Below are 20,298 nucleotides of genomic sequence, written 5' to 3'. Positions count from 1 at the left end.
GATGGCGCAACCAAAATTACGTATGCGCTTAGGCGACTTGTTAGTTAATGAACTGGTGATTAGCGATGTACAACTAAGTCAGGCCTTAGCCAAACAAAAACAAACCGGACAAAAATTGGGCGCAGCGCTGATTGAGTTGGGTGTGATTAGCGAAGTTCAGCTGTTAGAATTTTTAGCGCGCCAGTTAGGGATCCCCTTTGTTGATTTAGGACAAATTGCGGTGGATGCCAATGCTGCGGTATTGCTGAGTGAAGTACATGCTCGACGTTTAAGAGCATTGGTGATCCATAAAGATGCTGATGTATTAACCGTGGCCATTTCCGATCCGGCTGATCTCTCGGCGACCGATACCCTGGCGGGTTTATTGTCTCCGCATCAGCTTGAATATGTAGTGGTTCGAGAGTCTCAAGTACTAGAGGCTTTTGATCGCTTTTATCGTCGAACCCGTGAAATTGAAGGTTTTGCTCAAGAATTAAAAGAAGAATATGCCAGTAGCGATGAGTTCAATATTGGTTTGGTTACCGCTAATGATGAGAGCAACGAAACCACGGTGGTTAAATTGCTGCAGTCGTTATTTGAAGATGCGGTGCAGGTCGGGGCCTCTGATATTCATATCGAACCTGACGAAAAAGTATTGCGGATCCGGCAACGGGTTGATGGCGTTTTACAAGAAAGCGTGCTCAACGAAGTACAAATAGCCTCTGCCTTAGTACTACGTTTGAAGCTGATGTCGGGCCTAGATATTTCGGAAAAACGTCTCCCTCAAGATGGCCGATTTAATATTAAGGTTCGGGGTCATTCCATCGATGTGCGGGTATCTACGATGCCAATTCAAGCCGGAGAATCGGTGGTGATGCGTTTGCTGGATCAGTCCACAGGGATCCTTTCCTTAGAACAAACGGGCATGCCCACAGACATCATGGAGCGAGTTCGTCGTCAGCTGCATCGCCCACATGGCATGATTGTGGTGACGGGGCCAACCGGGAGTGGTAAAACCACCACTCTATACGGAGCCTTAACCGAATTAAATCAACCCGGCGCTAAAATTATCACCGTGGAAGATCCGGTGGAATATCGATTGCCTCGGATTAACCAGGTGCAGGTGAACACTAAGATCGGCCTCGATTTTTCGAGCATTCTGCGGACCACTTTACGTCAAGATCCCGATATCTTATTAGTCGGGGAGATGCGTGACCAAGAAACCGTAGAAATAGGCCTGCGTGGCGCCTTAACCGGTCACTTGGTTTTAACCACCTTACATACCAACGATGCCATTACCAGTGCGCTACGCTTAATTGATATGGGTGCGGCAGGATATTTGGTGGCGAGTTCCTTGCGAGCGGTGATTGCTCAACGTTTGGTGCGCCGTTTATGCGAAAACTGTAAACACCCGCAGCCATTAACTTCGGAACAGAAGGTTTGGTTAGAACATTTGAGCAATGACAACTTGTCAGAGAGCAAATTTTATCATGGGCGCGGTTGTCAAAGTTGTAATTACACCGGTTATAAAGGTCGTGTTGGGGTATTTGAATTACTGGAATTAAACGAAGCAATGATGGAATGTTTACGACGGGAAAACCCTGACGAATTTTCCAAAGTGGCCAAAGCCGCTGCTTCCTACCGTCCGCTCTCTTTGGCGGCGCTAGATTATGCGAAGCAAAGCATTACCTCGGTTGAAGAGGTATTACGTTTAGTGGAAGAGATTGATCTCTACGGCTCGGTCGTGGGCGATTTGGATGAGGCCCACTAATGGCTATTTTCCACTATCAAGTTCGTGATAGTAGTGGTCGCTTAATCGATGGCGAGCTAGAGGCGAGTTCGCAAAATTCAGTGGCAGAAAGTTTGCTTCGCCGAGGATTGACGCCGATAAAAATTGCCGAAATAAAAGCCAAGGGTCAGGGCTTGAGCACGCTCGATTTAAGTGGCCTATGGCAAGGGCGGATCAAATTAGATGAGCTGGTGGTATTTACGCGGCAGATGTATTCGCTGACCAAGGCTGGGATCCCAATTATGCGAGCGATTAATGGCTTAGCCGAGAGCGCGCATAGCAAGAGTTTACAACTCGCATTGGCTGGCGTTTACGATTCGCTCAGTAGTGGACGAACGCTTTCGACAGCGATGGCGGAGTATCCTAAAGTGTTCTCGCAGCTGTTTGTTAGTATTGTGCATGTTGGCGAAAATACCGGTCAGTTGGAGCAAGCATTTTTGCAGCTATCCCAATATCTTGAGTTGGAGATGGATACCCGTAAACGGATTAAAACGGCAATGCGTTATCCAACCTTTGTGATCTTAGCAATTGTGATCGCAATGGTGATCCTTAATATTTTTGTGATCCCTAAGTTTGCCGAAATTTTTGGTCGTTTTAATGCGGAGCTGCCTTTGGCAACCCGAATATTAATTGGCACCTCGAACTTTTTTGTGAACTATTGGCCCTGGTTATTGGTGGCTGTGGTGGCTGCAATTTTTGCGGTTCGTGGGTATGTAGCCACGCCAGCGGGGCGGCTGCGTTGGGATAAAACCCGCTTGCGTTTACCGGTGGTGGGTTCGGTGATTGAGCGTTCATTGTTAGCCCGTTTCTCGCGTAGTTTTTCGATGATGCTTGGCGCCGGTGTTCCGCTTAACCAAGCCTTATCGCTGGTGGCGGCGGCGGTAGATAATGCCTTCATGGCTGAGCGGATCGTTGACATGCGGCGTGGGATTGAACGGGGCGAAAGCTTACTGCGTAACGCCACCGCGAGTGGTTTATTTACGCCATTGGTACTGCAAATGATCTCGGTGGGAGAAGAGACTGGTCAAGTGGATGAACTACTCGCCGAAGCCGCTGATTTTTACGAACGTGAAGTGGACTATGATTTGAAGAGTTTGACCGCGCGGATCGAACCTATTTTAATCTGCATTGTTGCGGTGATGGTGTTGATTTTAGCGCTGGGGATCTTTACCCCAATGTGGGATATGATGCGAGCTGTCAGGGGTGGCTAGACAGCGGGAGAACCGCAAAATGTCTTCTCACTCGGCTCGTTTTCGTTGGCTAGTGAGTCTATCCATTGTTTTGTTGCTTGTATGGTTGCTTTTAGCCAGCCTAATGAGGACAATAAACCATGCAGAACAACAGCTTGTAGAAGAGTATACGCAAACTTGGAAGTCTCAGTTAGGAGTGTTTCATGGTTTGTGGTTGGCCCAGTCGCGACCCAAGCAGCTAAGCTTAAATTTATATCAGCAAGCTTTAGAGCATCCGCAAGCGGCAGACGTCGATAGTTTTAGGCTGGAGATGAATGATGCTGGTTGGCCACAAGTGAGTTCAACTGCACAGTGTTTGCAATTGTGGCGGTATATGATTGGTTTTGAATTCAGTCTTGAAGCGCAAGCCAAGGCCAAGTATCAGCAGCAGCGCTGTTATTACCATTTGGCGCCGCAAGGTGAAATTATTTACCACGCAAGCCAGGGCTTGGTGACAAATCGATGATGATTGATGGGAGTGGATGGCAGGTGACGAAATATTCAACAGCAGGCGCGCTGCGGACTCAGCAAAGTGGTTTCTCGCTTATTGAATTGGTGATTGTGATTGTGATCCTCGGCATTTTGGCGGCGACCGCTTTACCCCGATTTTTAGATGTTACCGATGAGGCCAAAATCGCAAGTTTAGAGGGCGTTGCAGGTGGTTTTGCGACAGGGGTCTCCTTAGCTCGAGCGCAGTGGGAAGCCGAAGGCCGTCCCAGTGAAAACGGTAAAAATAAAGTGATTTATGACGCCCAGCAACTGTATTTAACCACGCCAACGGCGGCGCAAATTAGTAATGGCAGTGTGGCTCCCGGCTATCCAATGAGTAGTGACAATGAGGCGGTGGACCCGGGGACGATTTCGGGCAGCAAATGTATTAAGGTATGGGAGGCAATCTTACAGAATCCAGCAAGAGCTACCGCCAATTTTAGCGAAGTGGCGACCCAAGGCGATTACTATAAGTATTATGCCACCGTGACCGGTGCAGCAGAAGCCAGCCGTTGTATCTTTTATCAGGTGAATTCCTTGGCAAAAAGTGGCGATGGCAGTTATTTAAACCCAGGAAGTGATGAAACATCATTCAATAATTTTAGCTATCAGCCTGCCGCGGGGCGGGTATTTACCAATATTCCTAACTAACGATTTTAAATCAATAATTTTCTAAGGATATAGAAATGAAAACAATGAAACAACAAGGCTTTACGCTCATCGAATTGGTGATTGTGATTATTATTTTGGGGATCTTGGCGGTGACCGCCGCACCAAAATTTCTGAATCTGTCGAACGATGCGCGTACATCGACGGTTTCAGGCCTTGAAGGCGCTTTGCGTGGCGGTATTAATATTGTTTATAGCCGTGCAGCGATTGATGGTGTAGAAGCCGAGGCCGATGACACTATTCAAATCGGTGGCGGGGATGTTACTACGGCATTTGGCTATCCTGCCGAAGCGGCTTTAACCACAGTGGCTGAACGTAATCGCTGGATAGATTTACCGACTGCCAATTGGACTATTACTGGCACCGCCCCGGTGGTGATCACCCCTGCAGGTTTCACTGAACCGAATAGTGCAGCAGCAGATACGGATAAATGTCGTGTCGAATATACCGAGTCTGCTGCTAATGGCGCAACGCCAGTGATTACCGCTTTTACTGGCGGCTGTTAATGAGTTAAGGGCTAGCTTCGGCTAGCCTTTATTAATTTTGGGTGCACTTGCATATCCCGCTAAGACCTCATTGCCGTTATACCGGTTTCACTCTGGTTGAACTGGTGATTACTCTCATCTTAATCGCTATTTTGGCGGTGACGGTGGCCCCAAAGTTTTTACGTAGTGGTGTTGATGAACTGAGTTTACGCGAGCAACTGGTGAGTCGTTTGCAGTTGGTGCAAACTCAGGCGATGAATCACTATCAGCGCTGCTTCTTCCTGCAAATAAGTGCCCACTCCTATTATTCTGGTGAAGTTGATTCGAGTGGTCGTTGCCGTGACCAGCCCATCGGTCCGACCACGGTCGAGTTCTCTGAGCGACTCACGGTGAGTCAGGGAAAGCTGGTATTTGATGGCATGGGGCGAGTCATTCTCGCCGACTCCAGCCTGTGTCGTCGCCTGCCTTGCCGTATTACTATTCAGGGAGAGCAACGCCAAGCCATTGTGATTGAGGCGGAGGGTTACATTCATGCCGAATAAGCATGTTGTGAGCCGTGCGGTGGTGCACGGGTTTACCCTGATTGAGCTGGTGGTTGGCATGGTGGTCATGGCGATAGCACTGGTGGTGATAAGCTCTTTTGTGGCGCCTTTGGCGCGGCGTAGCATCGATCCGGTTTATCAGATCCGCGCCGCTGAGTTGGGATCCAGTCTGATGAATGAGATCTTGACCAAATCCTTTGACCAGCGCTCTGATCATACGGGCGGAGGCCTCTGGCGTTGCGGCGAAGCGTCTGCACCAACCGCTTCTCAAACTTGTACGACTCGCGCAAATTATGGTCCCGATGGCGAGAGCCGTGCGCAGTATAACGATGTGGATGATTATGTGACCGATGGCCGGTATATCACCATCGACGATAGTCTGGGCGTCGATTTAGCCGATGTGTATCGTCATTATAGTTATCGAGTGGCGATTGATAGTTCGGAGCATGGGCAAAATCAGGCGAAACGGATTGACCTGTGGGTGAGAGCACCTAATTCGGTAGACTATGCTTTTAGTGCCTATCGGTGGAATTACTGATGAAGCGCCCGAGCGGTTTCACCCTCATCGAATTAGTGCTCACCATGGTACTGCTGGCGATTTTAGCCATCGCCAGCAGTGATTTTATTCGTACCGGTAGCTTAATTTATCGCCAAGGGGCCGACCGCCAGGTATTGCTCGGCGAGGCGCGTTTTGCCCTGCAACGTTTGAGTCGGGAGTTGCATAATAGCCTACCCAATAGTGCTCGCTTGGATCCCAATAAGAATAATCAAGCTGATTATTGCCTGAGTTTTGTGCCAACGCTTTCCAGTCATACCTATATTGACCTGCCCATTGCCCCGAATAGTGCAGTTTCTGCCAGTGTGGTCACTTCCCCAAGCCAGCCGGTGGTCACGGCGCAGGGCGATGCTTGGGCTAGTGTTTATGTATTAAGTAGCAATGAAGTTTTAAATGGCGTGGGTCAGTTGCTCGACGCTGGCTGTGATTTAGAGACCGGCAAAGTGTTTTGTCTAAATAGCATGAGCGCAGATGCGGGTTCAGGGCTGAGTACGCTCAATTTTGCCAATTCGGTGAGTTTTGCCAGTGGTTCTCCAGCGCAGCGTTTGTTTATTCTTAGTGAGCCGGTGCGCTACTGTGTCGAAGGCAGCAATTTAATCCGTTACCAGCCTGCGAGTGCTACCAATGGGATGTTGATGGCGAGTAAACTACAGATGCCAAGCTCGGTTCAGCCGTTTCGGGTTGTTGAGCCCAGCTTAACCCGAAACGGTTTAGTGAATCTGCGCCTGGCCTTTGTTGAAAATAATGAAGTAGTGGAATTTAATCATGACATTGTGGTGCTCAACCAACCGTAGTTTGTATCGCTTACCCTGTCGGTGCGACCGCCAGCGCGGTAGCGCCTTGCTGGTGGCTTTGTTTGTGATTGTGGTGATGGCGCTGCTGGGGGCGGGCTTAAGCAGCATGATCCAAGATACTTCGCGCAATGCCGCCTGGGAGGTCTTGGGCACCCGGGCCAACCTGGCCGCGGCATCGGGCTTGGAGCAGGCCTTGTCCGAGTTATTTCCGCTTAATCTGCCTAATCCTGCTGATTGTGCCGACGTGAACTCAAATCCCACGTTGACCGGTGAAGGTTTTGCCAAGTGTAGTGTGCAGCTTCGCTGTAATCACCTGGCGGTCTCGGCGGTGGGGTTATCTGATACGCGCTTTTTTGATTTGAGCGCCACCGCCAGCTGTGGCGCAGGTGGGGTGGCGGTACAACGCAGCCAAAGGGTACAGACCCGGAGTTCCTTATGAACTATTTAAAGCAGGTTGTTCGTTTGTTGTTTGATGGTGCTTCTGGTTTGGCCTTAAGCTTATTGGTGTCACACAGTGTTTGGGCGGTGGAATGTGGTGAAGTGTTCTCAGGGCCAATCGCGTCTTCAGCGCCAAATTCGGTACTTTCCATCGGTTATGAAGCGCAAATATTTGGTTCCAATCAAGGTCAGTTGGATGTTGCGGATATAGATAACGAGGGTTCTTTCACATATACCTGTCCTGACGCCAACCGAGATTGCCGGGTAAGCGGTGAGTTAGCTAATGACGGGACTAATGTTGCCGTTAAGAAAAAAAGTCGAGGCCAGTCCGTCAATGTTGGTTATCAAGAGAGCGTTACGCTTGGTGGCGGGGCCTACAACACCGATAATTTTGGCGATATTCGAGGCGGCACGCGAAGTGTCATTACTTTTTCAAGCCAACGCGATGAGTATTTCATCAAAAATATTGCTCTGGATTACCAGAGTGTTTTGCGCCTTTCACCAGGAAGCTATTGGATCGATGGAAATTTTGATCTCGGGGGTAATGCAAAGCTCGAAGTGCTGGGCAACAGCGGTACCGTTAAAATCTTTGTTAAAGAACACTTTATTACTGGCTATCAATCGCAACTTAATTTCAATGGCAATCCGCTACGATTAGCGATTTATACGCGAGACAGAATTGAGTTAGCTCAGGAGACCAAAGCTGCATTTGTTGCTTATGCTCGAAAAAATATTCGCCTAGAGTACCAAGCCGAAGTCAGCGGAGCCTTATTCTCTCGACACAAAATTATAGACTTAGCCCAAGGCAGCAAAGTTTACGGTGTTGCAAATGCTGGCGAAGTCGATTTTTCGCCGATGTGTGAAGGCACATATACCCCACCGCCAGTTTGTCCTGCGGGCTTGAATTTTTCTACTTATGATAGTCGCCCTTGGAATAGTGAGCGAAAACCGCGTTCGCCCGAAAATGCTAAGCAGTACCAGAAGCTTGTTAAGCAACAAGCGGTAGAGAAATACTATTTAGGCAGCTCTATTTTAACTCGGATTAATGGTGGCGGCCGAGATGTGAATCCTCACAGTTCACAACAAGATTACTACCTGGGAATTATCAGCGGTTATTTGAATGCCCCAGAATCAGGGACTTACCAGTTTGCGGTGGATGGGGATGATGCAGTTGAGCTGCTGATTGATGAGCAAGTGGTCACTGGCTACTATGGTCTACATAGTAAATCTGAACAACCGCAAAATCGAGTGTCTCTGAACTTGGCAAAAGGTTGGCACAAAGTTGAGTTTCGATATCATGAACATACAGGTAATGAGTATTATTATCTGTATTGGCAAAAACCTAGTGAGCATCGCTTAACTATTATTCCTGCGAGTCAATTTCAAACCTGTATTGGTGACCCGCCGGTGGGGGAGGCGGCGCTAAAACTGGAAGTGGCCTCTATCGGCTTAAGTTGTGAAGCGCATACCGTTACTTTAACCGCGCTGCTGGATGGTGCGGTTGATCAAAGCTTTCTCGGCTCGGTGGATTTAAGCAGCAGTAGCGGTAATGGCGAATGGGCAATCCTCAATCAGGCCAACAACGGTTATGGCAGCTTAAGCCCGAGTATGAATGGTGCGGCTCAGTATACTTTTGCAGCCGATGATCAAGGTCAAGTGCAGCTGAGTATCTTTCATGCCCTTGAGGGACAGACCAGTCTGAAAGCTCAGGATGGCAGTATTTTTGATAGTCAGAATGTTGATTTTAAAGCCTACGGTTTCAAAACTGAACTAAGCGGCAGCTATGGGGAGAACCCGCATATCGCGAATACCGATGCGCGTTTGCGCTTAACCGCCGTGGGTAAAAATCAAGATGGCCCGGGCTGCGCGCAGATCGTCAATTATACGGGCGAGAAATCGCTATCTTTTTGGAGTGACTACCTAAACCCCAGTCAGGGCTCGCAGGGCTTGAGTGTGAAGGGGACTGTAGTGGGCGCAGCAGAGGGTGAGGCGAGCGATGTGAAGGTTCAGTTTACCGCTGGTCAAAGTGAGAGCATCGCCTTGGTTTATCCCGATGCTGGCAAGATTGCGGTAAATTTTTGGGATAAAAATGACAGTATAGATGATGAGGGTCTGCAGACCTTACGTGCCAGTGTCAACCTGGATTGGCTGCCAGAGCGTTTTGTTTGGAGCGATGTTCGCTCCCCAAGCGGGAAGGAGAACCCGCAGGGGACGGCCTCAAGCGGAGATGGCTTTGTTGCCGCCGGCGCGCCCTTTGAGGCTGAACTGGTGGCGCTGAAGGGCAATTGCGATGGCCCGCTTACAGATTGTACCACGGCTAATTTTAAGCCCGAGTCGAGTCAGGCGGTGAAAGTCAGTCATCAATTAAATACTCCACTCGATCCCGATGGGAGTGGCCCGATAGAGGTGTTTGATGGTGAGCTAACGGTAGCTGATGTGACTTGGGAGAATGGGCGGGCGACTTATGAGGGTTTAGCCTGGAATGAGGTGGGGAGTATCGCCTTAAAGGCGCAGCTTGTCTCTTATCTCGATTATACTTTTCCACTGACCGCGGCCAATGGTGAGGTATTTACGCCGCAAGGCAGCGTTGATGTAGGCCGCTTTTATCCGGCATATTATGGCCTTGACTCCTCAGAGATTCGCGCGGGCTGTGGCAGTTTTACTTATTTGGGTCAACCGCAACAACAGTTAAGCTGGAAGATTGGCGCCTATAATACTGGTGGAGACTTGGTTAAGAATTATGATTCAGCTACCGATTATCGGGTGCAGGTGGTGGCTCAGGGCGGGGAGCCCAAGGATCATTGGCAGTTAGGTGGTTTGAGTGATGAGCAGGTGAATCAACGCTGGCTCATCGACCCGGTGCCGCAAGGCTGGTCGCAAGGCTGGTTTGAGCTCTCTTCCCCCGTAAGTTCCGGTTTAACTAAGCGCGAAGGCGTGGTTGGCGAAGAGCCGATTCGCGACATGGAGATTGGACTGGTTTTAATCGATCAAGATGGCGCGCAGTTTAACTGTAATGACGATGGTAGTTGTTCCTTAGGTCAAGCGCCGGAGTTTCGCCACGGGCGTTTGCGTTTGAACAATGCTTATGGCTCTGAGTTGCAGCCGATCGCGGCAACTGGTGAGGTGCAATATTTCTTAAATGGCCGTTATCAAGCCAATACTGAGGATACTTGTACCGATGTGAGTCAGAATATACTACAGGTTGCGCCCGAAGCGGCGGCACTGCCCTCGAACTTAGAAACAATTGCAGCTGTGGGGGAAGGAGCCAGCCGTGTGAAGGTCAGGTCGTCTGCGATAAATCAGGGCATTTTGTGGTTTGACTTTGCTTCTCCGGGGCAAAATAACACCGGCAGCGTGCAGTATTGGTTAGACTTCAATCCTGATAATCATCCTGCTAACCTTTGGTTGCGCGATGACTGGAATGGAGACGGCCGTTTCGATGATAATGATGATCAAGCCGGCGCAGGAGAAGTGAGTTTTGGGATCTTCCGCCAGAGTGAGCGCGTGATTGAGCGGCGGATGCTCTATTAAACAAAGCGTTTCGTGTTCAGTGAGCATCAGAACTTAAGGTCTGTGTCTCGCGTTGGTCAATCAGCTTGATGCAGTTGTTGGGACTTTCTTAGTGCAAGCTTATGATTTATATTATTTTTATTTGCTAGGCTTCGCTTAATTTTTTTGCGGTTTTTTTTGTTTCAAAGTGAGTGGTCGCTTGTTGTAAGGGCTGTTAAGAGGCGAGACTTAAGCCATGTTTTATAACAAAAGTAGAGCGATTGGAGCTCCAGCTTGAGGCTTCGGTGGATTGATACGGCATCAGCCAATTCAGATTCGCGGTTGCACTTTACTGGCTTGGCTTCGCCAAACGAGCGATCAGTATCACCAGATGAGTCGCAGCTATCGGGCTCAATTGATATACGGCCTTACTCATCAGCTTGAAAGTCTATCGATCCTGCTGTTTTGTTTATAAAATGTGCAACACCGCTGTGGTGAAGTCTGATCTTCGGTGATAGTCCTCACTATACTTTGTTTGAAACCAGAGTATGCTTGCTCATCTTGGCCTGCATTGGTAAAGTGAGCCAAGTTTTAATCGCTTATCATCGATACTATTTCTTCTCAGGATTTGCCTAGCTATGTTTAAAAAGCTTCGAGGCTTGTTTTCTAACGATTTGTCTATTGACTTAGGAACAGCTAATACACTTATTTATGTTAAAGATCAGGGGATCGTGCTTAACGAGCCTTCAGTTGTCGCGATTCGTCAAGAACGTGGTGGTAGCCCTAAAAGTGTAGCGGCTGTAGGACATGCCGCCAAGCAAATGTTGGGGCGTACTCCCGGTAATATTTTAGCGATCCGTCCTATGAAAGACGGTGTGATTGCCGATTTCTATGTGACCGAAAAAATGTTGCAGCATTTCATCAAACAGGTTCACGATAATAACTTTTTACGCCCAAGCCCACGGGTCTTGGTGTGTGTGCCTTGTGGTTCTACTCAGGTTGAGCGCCGCGCCATTCGTGAATCGGCGATGGGTGCAGGTGCCCGAGAGGTGTATTTAATTGATGAGCCAATGGCCGCTGCGATTGGTGCAGGTTTACCGGTATCGGAAGCGACCGGATCGATGGTCGTGGATATTGGTGGCGGGACCACCGAAGTGGCTATTATCTCATTGAATGGAGTGGTTTATTCATCTTCGGTACGGATCGGCGGTGATAAGTTCGACGATGCGATTATTAATTACGTGCGCCGCAATTATGGCAGCTTGATTGGCGAAGCAACTGCAGAACGCATTAAACACGTGATTGGTTCTGCCTATCCTGGCGATGAGGTGCGCGAAATAGAAGTTCGTGGGCGTAATTTAGCGGAAGGTGTGCCAAGAAGTTTCACCTTGAATAGCAATGAAATTTTAGAAGCCCTGCAAGAGCCTTTATCTGGCATTGTGAGTGCGGTGATGGTTGCCTTAGAGCAAAGCCCGCCGGAGTTAGCTTCAGATATTTCTGAACGTGGCATGGTATTGACCGGTGGCGGTGCTTTGGTGCGTGATTTAGATCGTTTACTCATGGAAGAAACCGGTATTCCGGTTGTTGTTGCTGATGATCCGCTCACGTGTGTTGCTCGTGGTGGTGGTAAGGCCATTGAAATGATCGATATGCATGGCGGCGATTTATTTCATTACGAATAAATCCGCTGCAATGGCGAGTGCTTGATTAGCCTCGCCATTTCTCTTCTAAATCACTCAGAAAATTATTCAGGTAAAGACCGATGAAACCCATCTTCGGCTCAGGTCCATCTATAGAACTTCGCCTTTTATTGGCGATTGCCTTGTCTTTATTTCTTATCTTCGCCGACAGTAAACTATTGGCCTTTCAGCCTTGGCGGATCTATTTGCATTCATTGGTCAGTCCTTTGCAATATATTGCCAATATGCCGGGTCAGTTGATGGATTCAATGTCTGATCAGTTGGAGACTCGTCAACAGCTAAAACAGCAGAATAACATCTTAAAAGAACAGCTGTTGCTGAATCGGGCGGATCAGTTATTGTTGGAAAGTTTAGCCAAGGAAAATGCTCGTTTACGCGCCTTGCTGGGCTCGCCTGTGCGTCACGATAGTCGCAAGCTGGTGGCCGAAATTATGGCGGTGGATTCGGATCCATTTTCTCATCAAGTGGTGATCGACAAAGGTCAACTTGATGGTGTGTTCGAAGGTCAGCCGGTGATTAACGATGTGGGAGTGATTGGCCAGGTACTACATGTGGGCACCACCACCAGTCGAGTACTATTGATCACCGATGCCAGTCATGGCATTCCAGTGCGGATTGCCCGTAATGACATCCGGGCGGTGGCGAATGGCACCGGAGAGCTGGGTCGGTTACAGTTACCGCATATTCCGCGTAGTACTGATATTGTTGAAGGCGATGTATTAGTCACATCTGGTTTGGGGGGGGTATTTCCTGAAGGTTATCCGGTTGCGCTGATTAGTCGTTTTGCTTATCAAGAGGGCAAGCCCTATGCTGATGTGGTTGCGACGCCCTTGGTTCAGTTAGATCGTTTACGTTATTTATTATTGATTTGGCCGTGATAGTGGGTTCGGCAACAAAGGCTTTTGCATGTTAGAAAAAATTAATGGTCGCGGGACCATTCTCTGTTGTCATTTAATTGCCTTAATATTGGCGATTATTCCCTTGCCTTTGGTCGCCGATGCTTTTCGTCCCGACTGGGTATTGCTGGGGGTGTTTTATTGGACCATTGCCTTACCGCATCGCAGTAATGTGGGGAGTGCGTTTTTAGTCGGATTTATCCTTGATATTCTGCTGGGTTCAACTTTGGGTGTTAGGGCGCTTGCGATGTCGATCGTCGCCTATCTTGCGGCGACCAATTTTACCCGTTTACGCAATTTTTCGGTGTGGCAACAAGCCTTGGTTGTTGCTGTGATGGTTGCCCTTGCGAAGTTGGTGGTATTTTGGGCCGAATATTTAGTGCTGGATATACATCTGCCTGAGGGGTATTTCTATCCTGTGATTACTTCTGCGGTTGCTTGGCCATGGATATTCTTATTGTTACGTAAATTGCGTCGCCAATGGAAAATAACGTGAAGCAAGCTTACCCGCTGATTTTGGCTTCGGCCTCCCCCCGAAGAATCGAGTTACTCACTCAGTTGGGCTGGGCCTTTAGTGTGCAAGCGGCCGATATTGATGAAGCGGTGTTAGCAAATGAAACGCCAGAGCAATTAGTGAGGCGTTTGGCGGAGCAAAAGGCGGCGCTTATATATCGTCAGCAAACGGATGCGAACAGCGCAGTGCTGGGGTCGGATACAATCGTAGTTTGTCAGGGGCAGATTTTAGGGAAACCAAAAGATCAGGCCGATAGTCAACGAATGCTTCAGTTGTTAAGTGCCAAGCAGCATCGAGTGATGACTGCTGTGTGTTTGTATTATCAAGATCAGCCCCATACCGAATTGGTCACCACTCAGGTGAAGTGCTGTGCTATTTCTATGCAGCAAATGAGCGACTATTGGGCTAGCGGCGAACCCTGCGATAAAGCAGGGAGTTATGCGATCCAAGGGATCGGTGGTAAATTTGTTGAAGCGATTGAGGGCAGCTATAGCTCGGTGGTCGGGCTTCCCTTAGTTGAAACCGATCGTTTACTTCATTGTTATTTAACTTGCTAGGTTACTATGTCAGCAGAATTATTGATTAACGTCACTCCAACTGAAACCCGTGTTGCTTTAGTCGATAGCGGGATCTTGCAAGAAACGCATGTTGAGCGTGATGCGCGTCGTGGAATTGTTGGCAACATGTATAAAGGGCGAGTGAGCCGAGTGCTACCTGGAATGCAAGCTGCATTTGTTGATATCGGTTTAGATAAAGCGGCTTTCTTGCATGCATCGGATATTGTGCCCCATACCGAATGTGTGGATGTTACCGAGCAAGAACACTTCCAAGTGGGTAATATCGCCGAATTGGTTCGCCAAGGTCAAGATATTATGGTGCAGGTGGTGAAAGATCCCTTAGGCACTAAAGGGGCTCGTTTAACCACCGATATTACGCTGCCTTCACGCTATTTAGTTTTTATGCCGGGCAGCAGCCATGTTGGTGTCTCACAACGTATTGAGAGCGAGGAAGAACGGGAACGGCTGAAAGATATTTGTGCCGATTTTGTGGACGAACTGGGTGGTTTTATCATTCGTACTGCAGCCGAAGGGGTTGGCGCAGAAGAGCTAGAGCGAGATGCTGCTTTCTTAAAGCGGGTATGGCGTAAAGTTTTACAACGAAAAGAAAGCTCCGCCTGCAAAAGCCAGTTGTACGCAGAGCTAAATTTAGCTCTGCGTATTATTCGTGATTTTGTCGGCACTCACTTGGATCGGATCCGAGTAGATTCTCGGGAAACCTATGAACAGTTGATTTCTTTTTGTGCTGAATTTGTGCCCGAGTTTACCGAGATCCTAGAGTACTATGCTGGTGAGCAACCTATTTTTGATTTGTTTGATATTGAAAACGAAATCCAACGAGCCTTAAAACGCCGGGTTGATTTAAAGTCGGGTGGGTATTTGATCATCGATCAAACTGAAGCGATGACCACCATTGATATTAATACCGGCGCTTTTGTCGGCCACCGAAATCTTGAAGAAACAATTTTTAATACCAATATCGAAGCGACACAATCAATTGCTCGTCAATTACGTTTACGTAATTTAGGTGGTATTGTGATCATCGACTTCATCGATATGTCTGAGACGGAACACCAGCGCCGAGTGTTGCATAGTCTAGAGCTCGCCTTAGCAAAAGATCGTGCGAAAACCAATATCAGTGGTTTTTCACAGCTTGGTTTGGTGGAGATGACGCGTAAGCGTACTCGAGAAAGTATTGAACATATTCTTTGCGGCGAGTGTCCAACCTGTCGTGGTCGTGGAACTGTGAAAACAGTAGAAACGGTTTGTTATGAGGTTTTACGGGAGGTGATACGGGTGAACAGAGCTTATGATGCTGATAATTTCATCGTGTATGCGTCGACTCAAGTTGCGGAGATGTTAGTGGGTGAAGAGTCCCATAGTTTGGCGGAGCTAGAGGTGTTTATTGGCAAGCAAGTGAAGATCCAAACTGAACCGATGTATAGCCAAGAACAATTCGATGTGGTCTTAATGTAGATCTATGTTGAAGGCTTTCTCCCGAAGTGCTCGTCAATGTTGGCATGGTTTAGCGCTATTATTAGTTATTGTTGCCGTGTGCTTAAGTTTAGCTCGCGGCATTTTAGCATTTGCCAGCCATTATAAAGATGACATTGCCGCTTGGTTGATTAAAGGGCAGGACGCTAGCCTGAGTATTGGTCAGCTTAATGCTCGTTTACATAATTTCCGTCCGATGTTGGTATTTGAAAATAGCCAAATTGCCATCGGTAAAGATCGTGATACTCAGTTTCACGTTGATGCCTTAATGCTAGAACTAGATCTTTGGCAAACACTGGAACAGAGAAAGGTGGTGTTTAAAGATTTGGTGCTAGATGGCTTGAGTTTTCAGCTGGATGTAGCACCTTCTGAATCAGAAGAAACGATCGATTACTCACATTCTTATCAAGCGATTGCTGATACCTTTTTGGAGCAGTTAACTCGTTTTAGCCTCACCAATAGTATCATCCTACTGAACTTCCCTGAGCATCAACTTAAACTCGATATTGCGAATTTGGATTGGCTGAATAGCAATGGCCTCCATCAGGGCGATGGAGAAGTGCGGATCGGTCAAGGTTTGGAGAGTGGACGGGTTAAATTTCGAGTGGACTTAAGCGGTGATGCCAGTCAAATAAAGCAGTTGAGCGGGCATTTTTTCGCGGAAGCGGAACATCTTAATGTAAATACCATCCCGCTACTTTCTGGGAAAGTTTCCAGCCAATTGAGCAGTGACTTAAATCTTTCGTTATGGGGCGATTTTGGTGCGAAACAGCAGCAACGTTGGGTCATGCAATGGCAGCCGAGTAGTGTATTCTGGGGAGCAGAAGAATTACAGCAGCTGCACATTAATGGTGGTTTGTTACAGGCGCTGCAAGTGGGTCAACAATGGCGGGTGGATAAACTGCCGTGGGTACTGAACATGAATGGTCAGCCCAACAGTGACTTTGACTTACAGGCTGTGGTGAGTCAACAGCGGCAACTTTGGCAGATCCAACATTTGGATCTTGCAGCCTGGTCTGGCGCGATAGATTGGTTGGCTGCCGATAAGCAAGATATTGCATGGTCGAAATTGCTACAGGCGGGTACTCTGGAGCAATTGAAGCTTGAATACTTACCGCTTAGCAAGCGGTGGCAATATCAGGCGCAACTATCGGATTTAAGCGCTCAAGGGCAGTCTTTTATTCCAAGTTTTGAGCAGTTAAATGTTCACTTAGCGGGTGATGAACAAAGGGCTCAAGTGCATTTTAAACAACAGGGGAAGTTTGGCCTGGCGGTTCAATTTTCTGAAACCTTTGAAATCGAGGCTTTTGATTCAGTGGTAAATATCGATTTTGCTGATTCAGCGCTTCGCTTAAGTAGTGCCTATACTCAGTTACGAACCCCTGAATTAGATCTGCTCGCCCAGTGGTCTTTGCAATGGCCAAAGCAGGGTCAATGGCCATTACTCAGCCTAATCGCCAACGCAGAAGTTAAAGATGCGGCAAAAGCCTATCGTTATTACCCCAAAATTATGCCGGGTAAGGTGTTCGATTACCTTAAACCAGCCTTATTAGCGGGCCAAGCCAAGCATAGTCAGGTGTTGTGGTACGGACAACTCAATCATTACCCCTATCAGCAACACGATGGTATCTTTCAAGCTTTTGTTCCACTGAAAGATGCCCGTTTTAAATTTGACCCTCATTGGCCAAACCTAGAGAAGCTGCAGCTTGATCTACTGTTTCAAAATGATGGCTTGTTTATGGAAAGCAACCAAGCGCTCTTGGGAGCGGTACCAGCACAACGGATTACTGCGAGTATTCCTGAATTTCACCATGATTCAGAGTTATTTATCACTGGTGATATCAAGGCGCCCGCAAAGGCCGTGGCTGACTATTTGATGCAATCTCCGGTCACAGCCTTAAGTAGTAGCTTGCAGCAACTGCCGTTAAGCAATGGTGATGTTGCGGGGCAGGTGTATCTTCATATCCCCTTATCTGGCGGCGAAGTAGAAGTGAATGGTCATGTTGACTTTTTGGGGAATAATTTGGCCATTATTCCTACTGGGATGAAGCTTAACCAACTCAAAGGACGGCTGTCTTTTCAAAATGAGAAGTTGCATAGTAATAAACTCAGTGCGATTTGGCGTGGCATGCCGCTGGATGTAAAATTAAAGACTGAGGCACAAGCGGCTCATTATCAGCTTGATTTCGATCTCGCTGGGCGTTGGAAAATCAACGCAGCAGAGCGCGCTTTTGGTTTACCTTTAAGCGAGTATGCGACAGGTGACTTAGCCTGGCAGGGTGATCTAAATATTCAGTTGAAGCCGCAAGGCTTATTTGACTATCGTGGTGATTTTCGCTCTGAATTACTGGGTTTAGCATCACGGCTTCCCGCGCCCTTGGGGAAAACTAAAACGCAGCTCTGGCCGACAGCCTTAAGTGTGAGTGGTAATAATCAAGCCAGTGATATTCGTTTGGAAAGCAATCAGTTGGTCTCCGCAGAGCTGACATTAAGTTATCAAAATGAGCAGAAAAAAATCACTCATGGTCTACTGAATCTGGGCGCCAATAATGATCTGCTTTGGCAGGGCAATGGTTTAGCGATGTCTTTTGATTTTGCTGAACTTGAACTGCAACCTTGGTTGAAGTGGATGAAACAACAAGCTAATTTTGTTCCGCAAGAAAAACTGAGTGACTTTCGCAACGTGAGTTTTGAGCGCCCGCCCCTCATGTTTATTCGCGGCAAGGTTCAGCAAGCTCATTTATTGGAACAAGATCTCGATAATTTTGATTTTGCCTATCTTCCTTTGAGTAAAACTCAGTTGCAAATTAGTTCGGATCAATTGTTGGCAAGTATTGCTGCGCCCTCTCAGCCCAGTCTCGAAATGCCAGTACAGGTCAAGATTGAAAAAGCCATATTACCGAATTTGAAGTTTAGTCTTGAGCCTGACAACCGCGCCTCTGAGTCGGCGGATTCGGAATCATTGTTCGCCCCTGAGCCGGTTTCGTTATTGCAACGATTACCGCCTTTTGTGCTTGAATGTGATGCTTGCCAATTTGCAGATTATCGTCTGGGTAAGCTTAAGCTGGATATGCCAATAGTGGATCATCGTCTGGAAAATGGTCGCTTATGGATTGATTGGGGACATAGTCAGCTCACTTCTGCGTTGTTTTGGACCGAAAGCGAACACGGAGAACAAGCGGGAGTGGCTGGAACTTTGAATAGTGACAGCATGGAGCAGATGATTGAAACGATGGGCATAACCAGCCCACTCAAAAGAACGCCGGCAAACTTTAGCTTTGACCTTAGCTGGCAAGATGCACTTTATCGGCCTCAAAAAGGGTCTCTAGATGGCAAACTATCGATGAAAACAGGTAGTGGTGCCCTCACCGAAATGAGCGATAAAGGTACTCGCTTATTGACTTTAGCTAGTCTCGATACGATTCGACGACGTTTGAAACTTGATTTTAGTGACGTGTTTGAGAAGGGCCTGCACTTTGATTCAATGAGTGGCTCGATCAATTTAAAACATGGGGTAGCTGATAACCAAGATTTTTATTTGGATGGGGTCGCCGGTACCATGCGTGGTAAAGGAAAAGTTGATTTTGGGGATGGTAAAGTTGATTATTTAGTAAGTTATTCACCTAAAGTGACTTCTAGCTTACCCGTTTTAGCCGCTTTTTTGGTTACCCCTGTGACGGGGGTTGCAGTACTTGCGCTATCGAAGTTACTTGAGCCGGTGGTGGAAGTGGTGACTCAAATTGATTTTGCTCTTAAAGGTAATATTCGCCAGCCTGAATTAATTGAATTAGAACGCGTGAAACAAAAAATTGAAGTCCCCGATGAGTTTAGAAAGGAGAACGCACGTTAATGAATTTACTTGCCTTACAAATGAATTCGAGTGCCAACTTAGCTGACAACCTACAACAGGCAGAGCGCTTGCTCGCTCAGGCTAAACCACAAAGCGGAGATTTGGTGCTTTTGCCGGAAAATTTTGCGGCTTATGGGGTAGGGGAGCAGGGATATATGCAGCTGGCGGAAGCTTTAGGCGATGGACCGATCCAACAATGGCTCGCCGAGCAAGCTAAGCGCTATGGAATATATTTGGTGGCAGGCAGTATGCCAACGCTGGCCGAAGATGACACCCGTTGCTATACCTCATCTTTGGCTTTTTCCCCTCACGGCAAATTACTTCAGCATTACCACAAGTTGCATTTATTTGATGTTGATGTCGCCGACAATGTGGGGGCTTATCGAGAGTCAGATTATTTTATCGCGGGGCAGAATTTGGCGTGGTTTGATATTGGTGAATATCGAGTTGGGATGGCGATTTGTTTTGATTTGCGTTTCCCTTATTTATTTCAGCTGTTGCGCGAACAGGGCTGTGATATTGTATTACTACCAGCTGCATTCACCGCAGTGACGGGAGAGGCGCATTGGGGACCTTTATTACAGGCCCGAGCGATCGAAAATCAATTTTATTTGGTGGCGGCTAATCAAGCTGGCACCCACCATAACCAGCGCCAAACGTGGGGCCATTCGATGGTAGTTGACCCTTGGGGACGTTGTTTAGATATACAAGCGAGCGGAGAGTCTATGGCGCGAGCCGAATTTAATCCGCAGTTAATTCAACAAGTGAGAAGCAGTATGCCAGTGTCGTTGCACGGGCAATTACATTTAGGGTGGAGAAAATAATCAC

Annotated in this window: 17 protein-coding genes; all 17 read left to right on the top strand. The window is 47.7% G+C overall.

Annotated elements, in window-relative coordinates:
* Nucleotide 1 precedes the first annotated feature (1 nt).
* Entirely contained in the window at nucleotides 2–1,750 is a 1,749-nt protein-coding gene (locus ACRRS0_RS19185) for a GspE/PulE family protein (RefSeq protein WP_432455981.1), read from the top strand.
* Nucleotides 1,750–2,979 (top strand): type II secretion system F family protein, encoded by a 1,230-nt coding sequence (locus tag ACRRS0_RS19180; protein WP_432455982.1) that lies wholly within the window; start codon nucleotides 1,750–1,752, stop codon nucleotides 2,977–2,979. Before ACRRS0_RS19185 ends, ACRRS0_RS19180 begins: the two co-directional genes overlap by 1 nt.
* 19 nt (nucleotides 2,980–2,998) lie before the next feature.
* A complete protein-coding gene (locus ACRRS0_RS19175) occupies nucleotides 2,999–3,463 on the top strand; it encodes a hypothetical protein (protein WP_432455983.1) in 465 nt (154 codons plus the stop codon).
* Nucleotides 3,460–4,137, top strand: a complete 678-nt coding sequence (locus tag ACRRS0_RS19170) for a pilus assembly FimT family protein (RefSeq protein ID WP_432455984.1) — start codon at nucleotides 3,460–3,462, stop codon at nucleotides 4,135–4,137. The genes ACRRS0_RS19175 and ACRRS0_RS19170 overlap by 4 nt, the downstream gene beginning before the upstream one ends.
* Before the next feature lie 35 nt (nucleotides 4,138–4,172).
* The gene (locus ACRRS0_RS19165) at nucleotides 4,173–4,661 is read left to right on the top strand and encodes a prepilin-type N-terminal cleavage/methylation domain-containing protein (RefSeq protein ID WP_432455985.1); all 489 of its coding nucleotides are present in this window, start codon (nucleotides 4,173–4,175) and stop codon (nucleotides 4,659–4,661) included.
* A 47-nt stretch (nucleotides 4,662–4,708) separates the two neighbouring features.
* Entirely contained in the window at nucleotides 4,709–5,182 is a 474-nt protein-coding gene (locus ACRRS0_RS19160) for a pilus assembly FimT family protein (RefSeq protein ID WP_432455986.1), read from the top strand.
* Entirely contained in the window at nucleotides 5,172–5,720 is a 549-nt protein-coding gene (locus tag ACRRS0_RS19155) for a type IV pilus modification PilV family protein (protein ID WP_432455987.1), read from the top strand. The genes ACRRS0_RS19160 and ACRRS0_RS19155 overlap by 11 nt, the downstream gene beginning before the upstream one ends.
* On the top strand, nucleotides 5,720–6,532 hold the full coding sequence (locus ACRRS0_RS19150; protein WP_432455988.1) for a PulJ/GspJ family protein: 813 nt from the start codon (nucleotides 5,720–5,722) through the stop codon (nucleotides 6,530–6,532). Before ACRRS0_RS19155 ends, ACRRS0_RS19150 begins: the two co-directional genes overlap by 1 nt.
* Nucleotides 6,504–6,971 carry a hypothetical protein gene (locus tag ACRRS0_RS19145; protein ID WP_432455989.1) on the top strand — a complete coding sequence of 156 codons (468 nt, stop codon included), beginning with the start codon at nucleotides 6,504–6,506 and terminating at the stop codon, nucleotides 6,969–6,971. The genes ACRRS0_RS19150 and ACRRS0_RS19145 overlap by 29 nt, the downstream gene beginning before the upstream one ends.
* Nucleotides 6,968–10,501, top strand: a complete 3,534-nt coding sequence (locus ACRRS0_RS19140; RefSeq protein WP_432455990.1) for a DUF6701 domain-containing protein — start codon at nucleotides 6,968–6,970, stop codon at nucleotides 10,499–10,501. The genes ACRRS0_RS19145 and ACRRS0_RS19140 overlap by 4 nt, the downstream gene beginning before the upstream one ends.
* Nucleotides 10,502–11,097: 596 nt before the next feature.
* The gene (locus tag ACRRS0_RS19135) at nucleotides 11,098–12,141 is read left to right on the top strand and encodes a rod shape-determining protein (RefSeq protein WP_432455991.1); all 1,044 of its coding nucleotides are present in this window, start codon (nucleotides 11,098–11,100) and stop codon (nucleotides 12,139–12,141) included.
* A gap of 80 nt (nucleotides 12,142–12,221) precedes the next feature.
* On the top strand, nucleotides 12,222–13,037 hold the full coding sequence (gene mreC / locus ACRRS0_RS19130; RefSeq protein WP_432455992.1) for a rod shape-determining protein MreC: 816 nt from the start codon (nucleotides 12,222–12,224) through the stop codon (nucleotides 13,035–13,037).
* A 28-nt stretch (nucleotides 13,038–13,065) separates the two neighbouring features.
* Nucleotides 13,066–13,551, top strand: coding sequence for a rod shape-determining protein MreD (gene mreD, locus ACRRS0_RS19125; protein ID WP_432455993.1), 486 nt, complete (start codon nucleotides 13,066–13,068; stop codon nucleotides 13,549–13,551).
* Nucleotides 13,536–14,126: a Maf family protein gene (locus tag ACRRS0_RS19120; RefSeq protein WP_432455994.1), complete on the top strand. Its 591-nt coding sequence runs from the start codon at nucleotides 13,536–13,538 to the stop codon at nucleotides 14,124–14,126. Before mreD ends, ACRRS0_RS19120 begins: the two co-directional genes overlap by 16 nt.
* A 6-nt stretch (nucleotides 14,127–14,132) precedes the next feature.
* The gene (gene rng, locus ACRRS0_RS19115) at nucleotides 14,133–15,602 is read left to right on the top strand and encodes a ribonuclease G (protein WP_432455995.1); all 1,470 of its coding nucleotides are present in this window, start codon (nucleotides 14,133–14,135) and stop codon (nucleotides 15,600–15,602) included.
* 4 nt (nucleotides 15,603–15,606) lie between these two features.
* Nucleotides 15,607–19,470, top strand: coding sequence for a YhdP family protein (locus ACRRS0_RS19110; RefSeq protein ID WP_432455996.1), 3,864 nt, complete (start codon nucleotides 15,607–15,609; stop codon nucleotides 19,468–19,470).
* Nucleotides 19,470–20,294 (top strand): carbon-nitrogen hydrolase family protein, encoded by an 825-nt coding sequence (locus ACRRS0_RS19105; protein WP_432455997.1) that lies wholly within the window; start codon nucleotides 19,470–19,472, stop codon nucleotides 20,292–20,294. Before ACRRS0_RS19110 ends, ACRRS0_RS19105 begins: the two co-directional genes overlap by 1 nt.
* Nucleotides 20,295–20,298: the final 4 nt, after the last annotated feature.

Origin of the sequence: Agarivorans sp. QJM3NY_29 (genome assembly GCF_050870835.2) — a bacterium.
Lineage (GTDB): Bacteria > Pseudomonadota > Gammaproteobacteria > Enterobacterales > Celerinatantimonadaceae > Agarivorans.
Note: the sequence above shows the minus strand (reverse complement) of the source record. Positions and strands in the feature narration are given on the sequence as shown.